The organism is Microbacterium sp. 1.5R (genome assembly GCF_007667425.1).
Taxonomy (GTDB): domain Bacteria; phylum Actinomycetota; class Actinomycetes; order Actinomycetales; family Microbacteriaceae; genus Microbacterium.
The window spans coordinates 106,162-119,235 of record NZ_VDRC01000001.1 but is presented as its reverse complement, the minus strand read 5'-3'; the positions used below and the strand labels follow the sequence as shown (position 1 = coordinate 119,235).

General features: G+C 68.8%; 15 protein-coding genes. 14 read left to right on the top strand and 1 reads right to left on the bottom strand.

Translation table 11 applies throughout. The features are described 5' to 3' along the window. Positions 1-2: 2 nt before the first annotated feature. The 13 genes from FSY98_RS00590 to FSY98_RS00530 all read left to right on the top strand — a co-directional run bounded on the left by FSY98_RS00590 (position 3) and on the right by FSY98_RS00530 (position 10,860). Positions 3-464 (top strand): flagellar biosynthetic protein FliO, encoded by a 462-nt coding sequence (locus FSY98_RS00590; RefSeq protein ID WP_260857191.1) that lies wholly within the window; start codon positions 3-5, stop codon positions 462-464. A 201-nt stretch (positions 465-665) separates the two neighbouring features. Further along, positions 666-1,424, top strand: coding sequence for a flagellar type III secretion system pore protein FliP (gene fliP, locus FSY98_RS00585; protein ID WP_396652341.1), 759 nt, complete (start codon positions 666-668; stop codon positions 1,422-1,424). Further along, positions 1,424-1,699 carry a flagellar biosynthesis protein FliQ gene (gene fliQ / locus FSY98_RS00580; RefSeq protein WP_096715435.1) on the top strand — a complete coding sequence of 92 codons (276 nt, stop codon included), beginning with the start codon at positions 1,424-1,426 and terminating at the stop codon, positions 1,697-1,699. Before fliP ends, fliQ begins: the two co-directional genes overlap by 1 nt. Continuing rightward, complete coding sequence (locus tag FSY98_RS00575) at positions 1,699-2,460, top strand: flagellar biosynthetic protein FliR (protein WP_144876536.1); 762 nt, start codon at positions 1,699-1,701, stop codon at positions 2,458-2,460. The genes fliQ and FSY98_RS00575 overlap by 1 nt, the downstream gene beginning before the upstream one ends. Further along, entirely contained in the window at positions 2,457-3,560 is a 1,104-nt protein-coding gene (locus FSY98_RS00570; RefSeq protein ID WP_144872688.1) for a flagellar biosynthesis protein FlhB, read from the top strand. The genes FSY98_RS00575 and FSY98_RS00570 overlap by 4 nt, the downstream gene beginning before the upstream one ends. Before the next feature lie 46 nt (positions 3,561-3,606). Next, complete coding sequence (locus tag FSY98_RS00565) at positions 3,607-5,673, top strand: flagellar biosynthesis protein FlhA (protein ID WP_144872685.1); 2,067 nt, start codon at positions 3,607-3,609, stop codon at positions 5,671-5,673. Between the two features lie 90 nt (positions 5,674-5,763). After that, positions 5,764-6,012, top strand: coding sequence for a carbon storage regulator CsrA (gene csrA, locus FSY98_RS00560; protein ID WP_144872682.1), 249 nt, complete (start codon positions 5,764-5,766; stop codon positions 6,010-6,012). A gap of 140 nt (positions 6,013-6,152) precedes the next feature. Next, the gene (locus tag FSY98_RS00555; RefSeq protein WP_260857190.1) at positions 6,153-6,614 is read left to right on the top strand and encodes a flagellar protein FlgN; all 462 of its coding nucleotides are present in this window, start codon (positions 6,153-6,155) and stop codon (positions 6,612-6,614) included. A gap of 5 nt (positions 6,615-6,619) precedes the next feature. Continuing rightward, a complete protein-coding gene (flgK, locus tag FSY98_RS00550) occupies positions 6,620-8,026 on the top strand; it encodes a flagellar hook-associated protein FlgK (protein ID WP_144872676.1) in 1,407 nt (468 codons plus the stop codon). Between the two features lie 13 nt (positions 8,027-8,039). Further along, a complete protein-coding gene (gene flgL, locus FSY98_RS00545) occupies positions 8,040-8,927 on the top strand; it encodes a flagellar hook-associated protein FlgL (protein ID WP_144872673.1) in 888 nt (295 codons plus the stop codon). Then, positions 8,924-9,319, top strand: a complete 396-nt coding sequence (locus tag FSY98_RS00540; protein ID WP_144872670.1) for a flagellar assembly protein FliW — start codon at positions 8,924-8,926, stop codon at positions 9,317-9,319. Before flgL ends, FSY98_RS00540 begins: the two co-directional genes overlap by 4 nt. Positions 9,320-9,571: 252 nt before the next feature. Beyond that, entirely contained in the window at positions 9,572-9,886 is a 315-nt protein-coding gene (locus FSY98_RS00535) for an HU family DNA-binding protein (protein WP_144872667.1), read from the top strand. A gap of 170 nt (positions 9,887-10,056) precedes the next feature. Further along, positions 10,057-10,860, top strand: coding sequence for a sigma-70 family RNA polymerase sigma factor (locus FSY98_RS00530; protein ID WP_144872664.1), 804 nt, complete (start codon positions 10,057-10,059; stop codon positions 10,858-10,860). Positions 10,861-10,926: 66 nt separating this feature from the next. Here the strand turns inward: FSY98_RS00530 and FSY98_RS00525 are convergent, their stop codons facing one another. Beyond that, positions 10,927-12,015 carry an AAA family ATPase gene (locus tag FSY98_RS00525; protein ID WP_186307501.1) on the bottom strand — a complete coding sequence of 363 codons (1,089 nt, stop codon included), beginning with the start codon at positions 12,013-12,015 and terminating at the stop codon, positions 10,927-10,929. A 148-nt stretch (positions 12,016-12,163) separates the two neighbouring features. On the opposite strand from FSY98_RS00525, the gene FSY98_RS00520 reads away from it, so the two are divergent. Beyond that, on the top strand, positions 12,164-13,051 hold the full coding sequence (locus tag FSY98_RS00520) for a TIGR01777 family oxidoreductase (protein ID WP_144872658.1): 888 nt from the start codon (positions 12,164-12,166) through the stop codon (positions 13,049-13,051). Positions 13,052-13,074: the final 23 nt, after the last annotated feature.

Sequence of the window (13,074 nt, the reverse complement as noted above, 5' to 3'; positions counted from 1 at the left end):
CCGTGGACGACCTCCTCGTCGCGGTCCGTGCGGTCGTCGCGCTGGCGGCCGTGCTCGGTCTGCTCGTCTTCCTCAGCAAGCGTCTGCAGAAGAGTCAGGCGACGGGAGCGAGCCCCTTCGCCGGACTCGTGCCGACGAAGCTCTCGCGGCTTGCTCGCGTGCGTCCGGCGCGCTCGGTCCGCTCCGAGCGCTCTGTCCGCTCCGAGCGCCCGGCGCCGGTCCGCCGCCCCCGCCCCGAGAAGATCACCGTGGTCGCGCGGTCCGGACTCGGCGGGCGCGCGCAGCTCGTCGTCGCCGAGTTCGGCGGCATCCGCTACGTGCTGGGTGTGACCGAGCAGGGCGTGAGCGTCGTCGACACGCAGGAGGCGCCGATCGCCGAGGACGACATGATCTCGGTCGTCGAGCCGGCGCCGACCACGCCGCCCGACGACATCGTCGACCGCGCCCTGCGTTCCGTCGCCTGACCTCGTGCGCGCCCGTGGTTACGCCGGGGGCGCGTTGTCGCGATAGTCGTCCACGAGCACGGATCGCTCGACCCCTGGCTACGGATCGGCCACGACACCCATTCTCGGAGTGCCGCCGTGTCCCCAGTCGTGCCCCTCTCCGCGCCGTGTGCGCTCGAGCGGCGCCCGCGCACACGTGCCGGTCTCCACGTCACGGGCATCGTGCTCGTGGCTCTGGGCGTCGCCGCCGTCGTGATCCTGCTCGGCGCGGGACACGCCCAGGCCGCGGTGCTGCCCGACGACACGGGTGATGGCGGCGGGGTGACGATCAACGGCATCAACGGCACCCCGTCAGACAGCATCATGACGCTGCTCGGCATCACCGTGCTCAGCGTGGCCCCCGCCCTGCTGCTGATGATGTCGAGCTTCACGAAGATCTTCGTGGTGCTCGCCCTCACCCGCAACGCGCTGTCGCTGCCGTCGATCCCGCCGAACCAAGTGCTGGCGGGCCTCAGCCTCTTCCTGACGCTGTTCATCATGTGGCCGGTGCTCACCGACATCAACACGGTCGCGGTCAGCCCGTTCACGGCAGGTCAGATCGACTTCGGTCAGGCGTTCGATCTGGCTCAGGCGCCGCTGCGCGACTGGATGCTGTCGTACACCCGCGAGGAGGACATCGCGCTGATGCACCGCGCGGCGCAGCTCGACAATCCGACCGACGCGGCCGACATCCCCCTGCAGACCCTCGTCCCCGCCTTCATGATCAGCGAGCTCCGGGCCGCGTTCCTCATCGGGTTCGTCATCTTCGTCCCGTTCCTCGTCATCGACCTCGTCGTCGCGAGCGCCCTCATGTCGATGGGCATGATGATGCTCCCGCCCGTGATGATCTCGCTGCCGTTCAAGATCCTCCTGTTCCTCCTCATCGACGGGTGGGGAATGGTCATCACCGCCCTCGTGCAGTCTTACAGCGGGGGTGGCTGATGAGCCCGGAGGCCGTCATCGACATCGGGCAGGCCGCCCTGATCCTCGGAGCGAAGCTCTGCGCACCGCTTCTCATCACGGCGCTGGTGGTGGGTTTCGCGATCTCCCTGCTGCAGTCGATCACGCAGGTGCAGGAGATGACGATCTCGTTCGTCCCCAAGCTCGTGGCAGTCGGTATCGCGCTGCTCGTCAGCGGGCACTGGATGATCGCCGAGCTGATCGCGTTCTCGAACGAGATGTTCGCGCGCATCCCCGGCCTCCTGAACGGCGGATGATGAACATCCCCGTCGACTTCACCTGGCTCGAAGCCACCGCGCTCGCCTGCGTGCGCATCACCGCGTTCCTCGTGCTGGCTCCGCCGTTCAGCCACGGCACCATCCCGATGCGGATCCGCGCGATGCTGGGTGCAGGTCTCGCCCTCGCCGTGTCTCCCGTGGTGACGGTGGGGTACGAGCGGCTCGACACCGGCGGTTTCCTGCTCGCCCTCGCCGGTCAGGCGTTCACCGGGGCCCTGCTCGGCTTCCTCGTGATGGTGCTGTTCAGTGCGATCCAGGGTGCGGGTCACCTGGTCGACACGTTCGGCGGCTTCCAGCTCGCCCAGGCATACGACCCGGGTATGGCGATCAACGGCGCACAGTTCACCCGGCTCTTCCAGATGACGGCGCTGCTGCTCCTGTTCGCATCCGACGGCTATCAGCTCGTGCTCGGCGGGCTCTTCCGGTCGTTCGACGCGATACCCGTGTCGGGCGCGATCGATCTGACGAGCCCGGCCGAGGCCCTGGTCGGCGCCGCAGGGCAGATGATGCTCAGCGCCGTGCAGATCGCCGGTCCGCTGCTCATCGTGCTGTTCCTCGCCGACGTCGGCCTCGGACTCGTGACGCGAGTGGCGCCGGCACTGAACGCCTTCGCGATGGGTTTCCCCGTGAAGATCGGACTCACGCTGGTGCTGGTCGGCTTCGTCTACGCGGCGCTTCCGAGCGTCGTCGCGGCGCTTGCGGAAGACGCCGCCCGACTGCTCGTGGGGGTGACCCGATGAGTGACACCGACACCGGAGAACGCACCGAGAGAGCCACCGAGCAGCGACTCAGAGACGCGCGTCGCAAAGGTCAGATCGGACGCAGCCAGGACTTCACCGCGTGGGTGTGCATCGCCGCCGCGGCGGTCATGATGGTGCCGACTGTCGCTGCGGGCACCCAGGTCACCACCGATCTCTTCCTCCGCGTGTCGCTGGTCGCCCGACACCCCGCCGACGGCGCCGCGATGGACGCGCTGGGCGCGGCGATCTCGTCGCTCGGGGGCGTGCTGCTGCCGCTGCTCCTCGTGGTGCTGCTGGCCACCACGGCCACCGCGGTCGCCCAGGGCGGTGTCCATCTGCGAGGTGTGCCGATGCGCGCGGAGCAGTTCGACATCGTCAAGGGGCTCAAGAGGGTCTTCGGCCGTCAGGCGCTATGGGAGGGTGTCAAGGCTCTCCTGAAGACCGCAGCGATCGGCCTGTCGCTGTGGATCGTGGTCTCCGGACTCGTACCAGTGCTCATGGCGAGCGGCAGCCACAACATCACCTGGCTGCTGGAACAGGCTGCCGGGGGAGCCGTGGCGCTGCTGCAGGTGGCGGTGGCCGTCGGCATCCTGCTGGCCGCGATCGACGTGATCGTCGTGATGCGCCGCAACCGCAAGCACACGCACATGACGAAGAAAGAGGCGAAGGACGAGCACAAGAAGAGCGAGGGCGATCCGCTCGTGCGCTCCCAGCGTCGCTCGCGTCAGATCGCGATGAGCCGCAACCGCATGATCGCGGCCGTCTGCGACAGCGATGTGGTGCTCGTCAATCCGACCCATGTCGCGGTGGCGCTCCGCTATGAGCCGGGCAAGTCGGCGCCGCGCGTCGTGGCGAAGGGAGCCGGGGTCGTGGCGCAGAAGATCCGCGAGAAGGCGGAGGAGGCGGGCGTTCCGCTGGTCCGAGACATCCCGCTGGCGCGCGCGCTCCATTCCGCCTGCGAACTGGGCCGCGAGATCCCGGAGGAGCTGTACACGGCTGTCGCTCAGGTGCTGGCCTTCATCGAGCACCTGAAGCGCCGTGGCGCGGCCCGCGGCACCCACACCATGCCGTTCGAGAGCACCCGTGACCGAGGTCTGTGAGCACGGCCCGATCACCCATCGACCCTGACGAGAGAACGAGACACCCATGATCGGACAGATCCTGTCGAAGGCCGGAGTACCGGTCGGCGTCGTCGGCATCATCCTCCTCCTCATCATCCCGATCGCCACGCCGCTGCTCGACGTGCTCATCGTCGTGAACATCACCTTCGCCCTGTTGATCCTCCTCACGGCGATGTTCATCAAGAAGCCGTTGGAGTTCTCGGTGTTCCCGAGCCTGCTGCTGGTCGCCACCCTGTTCCGGCTGGGGCTCAACGTCGCATCCACCCGCCTCGTGCTCAGCGAGGCGCACGCCGGGCAGGTCATCCAGGCATTCGGCCAGATCACCATCAGCGGATCGCTGGTGATCGGCGCGGTGATCTTCCTCATCCTCACGGTCATCCAGTTCGTCGTGGTGACCAAGGGCGCGGAGCGCGTCGCCGAGGTCGGCGCCCGCTTCACCCTCGACGCCATGCCCGGAAAGCAGATGGCGATCGACGCCGACCTCAACGCCGGACTCATCACCGAGGCGGAAGCGCGCGCCCGCCGCGCCGAGGTGGCCGCCGAGGCGGACTTCTACGGGGCGATGGACGGTGCGTCGAAGTTCGTGAAGGGCGACGCGATCGCCGGCATCGTCATCGTCGTCATCAACTTCGTGGGCGGCATCGTCATCGGCATGGTGCAGCACGGGATGGAAGTCGGCGAGGCGCTCGAGACCTACAGCATCCTCACCATCGGCGACGGACTGGTCACGCAGATCCCGGCACTCCTCATGGCCGTCTCCACCGGCATGATCGTCACGCGCGAGAACGCCGAGGCCGAGATGGGCCAGGCGGCTGGTCGGCAGCTGCTGCAGTCGCGCAACGCGCTCCTCATCACCGGACTCGCCGCGTGCGCCATGGGTTTCATCCCCGGCATGCCCCTGCTCGTGTTCCTCGCCATCGGCGGTGTCCTGCTGTTCGCCGCATCGCGGGTGCGGGCGAACGAGACGCGGGAGGCTGCGGCGGTGCTCGACGCCCAGCAGTTGGAGGCGGCGGAGGCGGCGGCCGAGGGGCCGGAGGAGCTGATGGACCGGATGCGGGTGCACGCGCTCGAGATCTCGCTCGCCCCCGACATCGTCGACCTCGCATCCGGCGGACAGGGAGACCTGCTGACCAGGGTGAAGTCGCTGCGGCGCAAGCTCGCCATGGAGATCGGCATCCTCATGCCGCCGGTGCGTACGCGCGACAACATCGATCTTCCGGTGCAGACCTATGCCCTGCTGATCGCGGGCGTCGAGGTCGGCCGGGGAACGGTGCCCCGTGGGCACGTGCTGGCGATCGGCGCCGAGCTGGAGCAGCTGCCCGGGATGGCCGTGACCGATCCGGTGTTCGGCCTCGAAGGCAAGTGGGTGCCCACCGAGATGTCGCACGCCGCCGACATGGCGGGGGCGACGGTCATCGACCGCGCGAGCGTGATCATCACCCACCTGTCGGACGTGGTGCAGAGCCAGGCGGACCGCCTTCTCTCGCTGGAGGACGTGCGGCAGCTCACCGAGCACCTGAAGCAGTCCAGTCCCGCGACGGTCGAGGAGCTGACGCCGGCGATGCTCTCGCTCGCGGCGATCCACCGCGTGCTCGCCGGCCTGCTGTCCGAGCGCGTGCCGATCAACGATCTCGCCCGCATCTACGAGGCGCTCGCACTGCGGGCGAAGACCTCGACCGACACCCCTGGCCTCATCGAGGCCGCGCGCACCGCGCTCGGGCCCGCCATCGCCGCCCGATTCGCGCAGGACGGCCGCATCAGGGTGCTGATGTTCGACCCCATGCTCGAGCAGCAGATGCTCGAAGGCATGCGGGCCGTCGAGGGCCAGACCCAGATCGTGCTGAGTCCCGAGGCCACGATGCAGCTGCTCGAGAGCGTTCGTCGGACCGTCGCAGAGCTCGATCAGGCGGGTCCGGAGCCGGTGCTCGTCTGCGCTCCATCGCTGCGCTCCGCCGTGCGCCGGATGCTCGCGGCGCAGGTGCGCGGTCTTCCCGTGCTGTCGTACGACGAGGCCGGGGCCGGGGGATTCGCGACCGATGTGGTCGGCATCGTGCGCATCGCCCCTACCGCGCTCCCGAGTGCCGCCGTGTAGACAATCTCTTCCTCTCATTTACGAGTGGATCATGCGCTACTTTTGTCTGGGTGCGCTCCTGCGCGCCAGCCATGGAAGGCGGACGAGGGCATGCTGGTACTCACGAGGCGCGCGAACGAGAGCATCCTGATCGGCGACGACATAACGGTCACGATCCTCGCGGTCACACCGGGCGGCGTCCGGGTCGGCATCGATGCGCCGCGCGACAAGCGCATCAACCGCGCGGAGATCGTGCTGGCCGTCTCCGACGCCAATCAGGAGGCCGTGCAGACCTCGTCCGACGAGACTGCCGAGAGCGCTCTGCTCGGGGCGCTGGCACGGATGACCACGAAACCCTGAGGGTGTCAATGGGGAGTTCTCCCCATCCACCCCGAGTTACCCCGTACATCGATGTCGCGATAGTCGTGAGTATGACGGGCAATCCCGTCGGGAAATCACGACTGACGAGGTGACGAACCGTGGCCGCTCATGATCTGAGCATGCAGCTGATGCGAGAGCGCGATCTGCTCGAGGTGCTGCTCTTCAAGCTCGACGAGCAGCAGATGCTCCTCGCCACCGGACGCAACCGCTGGATCCACCACGCGGCGAACGAGATCGACCGCGTGCTCGCGGCGATGCCCACGGTCGCGCTGTCCCGCGACACGCTCGTCGTCGCCGTCGCCGACGAATGGGGAGTCCCCGAGGCCACGACGCTGCGCGAGCTCATCGACGCCGCGCCGACCGATGCGTGGCGCGAGGTGATGTCGGGACACCTCGAGGCGATGACCACCCTCGCCGACGAGATCGCTCAGATGAAGAAGGTCAACGAGCACCGTCTCCGCACGGCGATCCGTGTGACGCAGGAGACCATCGCGGGGCTCGGCGCGCCGACCGGCGAGTACGACCCGTCCGGAGATGTCGTCCGCGACGGCGACGCCCGACTGCTCGACACGAGGGTGTGAGCGCGATGTCGTCGTTCGCAGGTCTCAGGCTCGCCGAGTCGGCCCTCGCCGCAGCCAGGGCGGGTATGACGGTGACCGGCCAGAACATCGCCAACCAGACCACCGCCGGATACACGCGTCAGCGCGTGGAGCAGACCTCGGTGGCGGCGCCCGGATCGACGGGGCTGTGGCCGACGAAGTTCGCGGTGGGTGGGGGAGTCGGCATCACCGGTGTCGCGCGGCTCGGCAACGATCTCCTCGACGCGCGGGTGCGTGACGCCCTCGGAACATCGGGGTTCTGGGCGACGAGGGCAGCGGCGGCCGGTCAGGCCGAGGCGATGATGGCCGAGCCGACCGCCGACGGGCTGGCCGCGAACCTGAACAGGTTCTGGTCGGGGTGGTCCGATCTCGCCAACACGCCGGATGCCGGAGCGGCCAAAGTCGTGCTGACGAACGCCGAGGTGCTCGTCGGTCAGATCGCGGCCGGCTATCAGGCCGTCGCCGGGCAGTGGACCGACCTGCGCGGTCAGGTCGACCGACAGATCACCGACGTCAACGCGGTCGCCGCACAGGTGGCCGGGCTGAACGGACAGATCCGCGACGCGCTGCTGTCAGGGAGGTCGGCGAACGAGCTCGTCGATCAGCGCAACGTGCTCGCCCAGCAGCTGTCGACCGCGGTCGGCGCGGCGGGTGTGATCGAGTCCGACAGCACTCTGACGCTTCGGGTCGACGGCAATGCGCTCGTCTCCGGCGACACCAGTCGCGCGTTGACCGTGAACGGCCCGCGGGAGATCGCCGACGGCGGCCGGATCACCGTCGCCTGGGCGGACCGGCCGACGGTCCAGGTCGCGGTGACAGGGGGTTCGGTGGGCGGCGCGATCAGCGCGCTCGGCCCCGCGGCCGACGGCGGTACGCTCGCCGGGGTCGCCGCGGCGTACAACGCCACCGCCTCCGCCCTCGCCACAGCCGTGAATGACGTGCACCGCACCGGCGTGACACCAGCAGGCACTCCTGGTGGCGACTTCTTCGCGGTCGACGCCGGCGTCCCCGCCGCTCTGGGGCTCCGGGTCGTCCCCTCCGATCTCGCCGATCTCGCGCTGGCCGCCCCGGGAGCCGGGGCCAAGGACACCACCATCGCGGACCGGATCAGCACCCTCGGATCGTCGACGACCGGGCCGAGCACCGTGTGGTCGAGCTTCGTGACCGGCTTCGCCGTGACGGTCGCGGGTGATCGGCAGCGCGCCGACATCGCCGATATGGGCGCCGTCGCCGCGGTGACCGCGCAGCAGTCGAACGCCTCGGTCGACGGCGACGAGGAGACGATCAACCTGCTCTCCTACCAGACCGCGTATCAGGCGGCCGCTCGCGTGCTCACCGCCGTCGACGAGGCACTCGACCTGCTCATCAACCGCACCGGCCTCGTCGGCCGCTGATCCCGGAGGCATCATGATCGGCCGCATCACGAGCAGCACGATGACCCAGCAGTCGCTGCGCACGCTGCAGAGCACCCTCGTCGACCGGGAGCGCCTGCAGAACCAGGCTGCGTCGCAGCGGGCGTTCCGCACGCCGAGCGAGGATCCGGCCGCGGCGGCCACGACGCTCGGTCTGCACGGCGAGCAGTCGCGCGTCGCGCAGTTCTCGCGCAACCTGAGCGACGGTCTCGCCTGGGTCACCACCGTCGACACGGCACTGTCCGCCAGCACCGACCTGCTGAATCGAGCCCGTGACCTCGTCGCCCAGGGAGCGAACGCCGGCGCACTGAGCGCGACGGCGCGCGAATCGATCGCGCAGGAGCTGGAGACCCTCAGCGCCGAGCTGCTGTCGCAGGCCAACACGACCGTCCTCGGTCGGAGCGTCTTCGCCGGCACCAGTGACGCGGCGGCCGCGTTCGACCCTGCGACCTTCGCGTTCGCCGGCACCACGGGCGACGGCGTGCGTCGCCGCATCAGCGACAACGAGACGGTGCGCGTCGACGTCGACGGAGCGCAGGCCTTCGGGTCCGGCCCGACGAGCGCTTTCGCCATGCTGCGCGACATCGCCTCGGAGCTGCGCGGCGGAGCGAACGTGGGAGCGAGGCTCGCCGATGTCGATTCACGCCTGACAGCCTTGACGGCCGCCCGCGGCGAAACAGGGGCGCGCCAGGTGCAGATAGAGAGAGCGATGTCACAGAACCTGTCCGTCTCCACCGACCTCGAGGCCCGACGGGTCGAGGTCGAGAACGTCGACAGTCTCGAGGTGCTGGTGCGTCTGCAGTCGGCCGAGCTCGTGTTCCAATCCGCCCTGCAGGTGACCGCCAAGTCGCTGCAGACCAATCTCCTGGAGTTCCTGCGATGACCGCCATCACCGCTGACACCGCGGCCTTCGCCGTGGAGTTCGTCGTCCCCATGCCCGGTCTGCGTCCGCACACGTCGTTTGCGCTCGAACCCATCGCGGGTGCGGAGGGACTGTACGCGCTCCGGGCGACGGATGCCGACGTCCGGCTCTTCCTGCTCGACCCGGTGTTCAACGACTTCCCGTACGCACCGCGGATCTCGTCCGGTGTCCGGTCGGATCTCGGCGTGGGCGATGCGGACGACCTGCGGCTCTTGATCGTGGCCAACCCGTCCGACGACGGCGTGTTCGTGAACCTCCGTGCGCCGATCGTGATCGACCCGGCGACAGGGCGGGCGGCGCAGGTCATCCTCGACGACGAGGACTATCCGATCCGGGTCCGCCTGGACGACTGAGGCCGGGCTTCCGCCATCGCACGCGGTGCTGCTCCCGGCGGCACGCAGCAGCGGCGGGCCGGCGATCAGAGGAATTCTATTTTCACCGCATATACCAAGGAAGTGCGGCTATCCTCTGAGGAGCACAGGCTGGGGTACTGGCAGATTCGACGACATCACGTGGGTGTGGGACCCGCGCGCGTCGACGGATGTCGCTGGTGGGGTCAGCGCAGAGAAGCCCGGTGACGGGCGACATTTCCAGGGGACGGAAAGATGAGCACATCGAGGACGCTCGACACGAGTCGAGTGAGCAAGAGGGAGTTCGTGCAGCGCTTCGCGCGACGGGGTGGGATCTCGGTCGGGGCGGCGCAGACGGCGTACAACGCGATGATCGACGAACTCGTCGACCTGGTGAGCCGCGGCAACACGGTGACGCTGACGAGCTTCGGGAAGTTCTACCCGCAGACCCACAAGGGGCACCGGGTGCAGTTCTCGAAGAATGAGGGAAGCGGCGAGGTCGACGACTACACCGTGCTGAAGTTCTCGGCGACGCGCGAGGTGAACAAGCGCGTCAAAACGGGCGATTGACGATCGTGATCTAAACGTAAACGAGAATTCACGAACGTTTCGACGTTCGGCGTCTCATCGCGCGTCGCGCCGCCCTAGCATGGACACGAAGGATGTTCTCCGTTGCCGTGGGGTGGTGACGCTGCGAGTCGCTGGGGAACTCGCACCGACAGCGAAAGAGGCGGCACCGAATGCTGATGCGCGCGCGGAACAAGCTCGTGGTCGATCACCTGCACATCGTCGGAGCGGCGACCGCTGCTGTCGCCGCGCGAGTGACCCACGTCTCTCGGGAGGACCTCGCCGCGGCCGGTGCGTTCGCGCTCGTCCGCGCGGCAGAGAAGTACGACGCCGCCCTCGGCGTGCCTTTCGGGGCCTATGCGCGAGAGCGCGTGAACTGGGCGCTGAAGGATGAGCTGAGGTCCATGGACTGGGCTCCGCGCGACGTGCGGACGAAGGCGAAGGAGACCGCCCGAGTGCGCGACATGCTGGGCGCCGTGCTCGGTCGCACGCCCTCGGTGGCGGAGATCGCCGACGCACTGGCCATCGACGCGAGTTCCGTCAGGCAGCGCCTCGCCGATGCCGACCGCACGGTGACGAGCCTCGACGTCCTCGACGTCCAAGCGATCGTCTGGACCGGGTATCTGCCGGAGGAGATGGCGATCGCTGCCGAGCGCGAGGAGCTGCTCCACTTCGCCGTCGATGCCCTGCCCGAGCGCAAACGCCGCATCGTCCGCGCGATCTACTTCGACGACCGCACGGTCACGGAGGTCGCCGAGGAGCTCGGCGTCTCGCACGCCGCGGTCTCGCAGCAGCGGTCGGAGGCGGTGCGGATGCTGCGCGACGCGCTCGACCGTCACTATGCGGACGACCGACGCGCGGAGTCGCGCCTCTCGCGCTCGTCGGCCTCTGTGCGCGATGCCTACTTCGACCGCCTGGCGATCGCGAGCGGTCACCGCTATGCCCGAGCGTTCCTCGGGCAGACGATCGGCGTGTGACACGCGACCGCGCAGATCCCGGGACCGGGGGCTCGCACGCGACGTCGTCGAGGCGGCGGCCCCGTCTCAGAGTCCGAAACCGTACGCGGCCTGCCCCACGAGAGTGATGCTGACGCTCGTCGGGTAGACCTCGGGCTCGTCGTCCTCGTCGTCGACGAGGTCGAGCCTGTCGATCGGGACGATGATCGTGCCGTCGGTCTCGAACACGAGGTCGCGCGGCACGAACGAGACGAACAGCGACCGCGTGGAGTGGCGCAGCTCGTAGGTGCGACCCACGTCGCCGCGCTCGAAGAGGTTCATCTCCGTCTCCTCCGACCACACCTTGCCATCGGGGAATCGCGCCTCGATCCGATAGACGCTCGGCTCGATCGACTTGATGTTGAGGTCCTCCACGATCTCCGAGAACAGCGTGTCCGGCTGCGCCAGCTCGAACGCGATCGCGCGGAGGTGGTCGTAGTTGAGGCGCGCTCTGCGCGAGAACAGGGCGACGTTCTCGATCTCGGCGGGGTCTGCATACGGCGCCTGATCGCGGAGGTACTGCCTGACCTCGTCGGGCCCGGGGTACTCGAAGCGCATGTGGTAGTGGAACCGGCCCGGACGGTTCACGATGTAGGCGCTGACGTCGTTGATGTCGTTGACCGTGAGGCAGTAGATCCGCTTGACCGACGACAGGCCGTCGAAGAGCGAGAGGAACTGGTTCTGGCGGTTGGACCCGTCGACGCCACCCCGCCTCGACACCGGGAAGGTCTTCTCGAACTCGTCGAAGACGATGAGGCATTCGTCGAGGCTGTCGAGGAATTCCACGATGCCCTCGTTGTCCTCCGAGACGATGACGACGGGGAGCGCCTGATCGCGTGCCTCCTCGGCGACCATCCGCAGGAAGAGGGTCTTGCCGATGCCCTTGTCACCCGAGAGCATCACGCCGAGGCTGCGCTCAGACAGCGAGTAGGAGCGGAAGATCTTGGCGACCTTCTTCTCGAGGCCGCCGTACACGCGCTCCGTACCCACGGTGAGATCGTCGACCTTGATGAGGCTGAACCCCTCCTTCGAGGTGAAGTGCACACGATAGGTGCCGAGCGGGAACACCTGGTGGGTGCGTACGGCGTCGTCGTAGACGCGCACATGCCCGCCGGTCTCGATGTAGGTGGTGGTCACTTCTCCTCTTCCTGCGCTCCCCGAACTGTAATATCGGTCGGATCTCACGGGGTGTAAGGCGCGGTGTCGAGTCGGGCGCGTCGTCCTCGTCCCGTGCGAGACTCGGGGCAGGAGACTTCTCCGAGCGGGTCGAGGGCAGGGAGCCGGCATGGACGGGCGCATCGTGATCAGTGGGGCCTCCGGGCTCGTCGGGGCGGCTCTCGTCTCGTCCCTCCGGGCCGACGGCATCGCTGTCACGACGCTCGTGCGTCGACCTGCTCGCACGCCGGATGAGGTGCAGTGGGACCCGGCATCCGGGACCCTGGCCCCGGACGCGCTCGACGGCGCCCGTGCGGTGGTCGCCCTCGGCGGCGCGAGCGTCGGGCGCCTGCCGTGGACCCCGCGCTACCGCCGCGAACTCGTCGACTCGCGGATCTCCTCCACCCGAACCATCGCCACGGCACTGCGCGCGCTGGGCGACGGAGCACCCGCCTTCGTGTCGGCGTCCGCCGTCGGGTACTACGGATCGGCACCGGGCCGGATCCTCTCCGAGGATGCGCGACCTGGCGACACGTTCCTCGCGAAGCTCTGCGTGCGGTGGGAGGACGAAGCGCAGCGGGCCGGCGACCATACGCGCGTCGCGCTCCTGCGCACCGCGCCGATCGTGCATCGGCAGGGCGTGCTCGCGCCGCTCATCCAGCTCACGCGGTTCGGTCTGGCCGGGCCGCTCGGCCGTGGCACCCAGGTGTGGCCCTGGATCTCGCTCGACGACGAGGTGCGCGGCATCCGTCAGGTGATCGATGCGGAGCTGGCCGGGCCGGTCAACCTCTCGGGTCCGACCCCCGCCACGGCCGACGACCTGGGGCGCGCGGTCGCGGCGACGATGCACCGTCCGTTCTGGCTGCCGGCGCCGGCGTGGGCGCTGAAGCTCGCACTCGGAGCGGCGGCCGAGTCGCTGCTCCTCACGGACGCCGACGTGCGCCCGGCGGCACTGGAGCAGAGCGGCTTCTCGTTCACGCACCGGACCGTGCAGGAGGCGGTCGACGCGGCGCTCTGAACGCTCCGGCGTCGACCAGCCGC

Excerpts from the sequence above, each read along its gene's own strand:
- flgL (WP_144872673.1), top strand. The coding sequence starts at position 8,040 with ATGATCGGCCGCATCACGAGCAGCACGATGACCCAGCAGTCGCTGCGC.
- FSY98_RS00555 (WP_260857190.1), top strand. The coding sequence starts at position 6,153 with ATGCAGCTGATGCGAGAGCGCGATCTGCTCGAGGTGCTGCTCTTCAAG.
- FSY98_RS00565 (WP_144872685.1), top strand. The coding sequence starts at position 3,607 with ATGATCGGACAGATCCTGTCGAAGGCCGGAGTACCGGTCGGCGTCGTC.
- FSY98_RS00535 (WP_144872667.1), top strand. The coding sequence starts at position 9,572 with ATGAGCACATCGAGGACGCTCGACACGAGTCGAGTGAGCAAGAGGGAG.
- FSY98_RS00570 (WP_144872688.1), top strand. The coding sequence starts at position 2,457 with ATGAGTGACACCGACACCGGAGAACGCACCGAGAGAGCCACCGAGCAG.
- FSY98_RS00540 (WP_144872670.1), top strand. The coding sequence starts at position 8,924 with ATGACCGCCATCACCGCTGACACCGCGGCCTTCGCCGTGGAGTTCGTC.
- FSY98_RS00530 (WP_144872664.1), top strand. The coding sequence starts at position 10,057 with ATGCTGATGCGCGCGCGGAACAAGCTCGTGGTCGATCACCTGCACATC.
- fliQ (WP_096715435.1), top strand. The coding sequence starts at position 1,424 with ATGAGCCCGGAGGCCGTCATCGACATCGGGCAGGCCGCCCTGATCCTC.
- FSY98_RS00575 (WP_144876536.1), top strand. The coding sequence starts at position 1,699 with ATGAACATCCCCGTCGACTTCACCTGGCTCGAAGCCACCGCGCTCGCC.
- FSY98_RS00520 (WP_144872658.1), top strand. The coding sequence starts at position 12,164 with ATGGACGGGCGCATCGTGATCAGTGGGGCCTCCGGGCTCGTCGGGGCG.
- csrA (WP_144872682.1), top strand. The coding sequence starts at position 5,764 with ATGCTGGTACTCACGAGGCGCGCGAACGAGAGCATCCTGATCGGCGAC.
- flgK (WP_144872676.1), top strand. The coding sequence starts at position 6,620 with ATGTCGTCGTTCGCAGGTCTCAGGCTCGCCGAGTCGGCCCTCGCCGCA.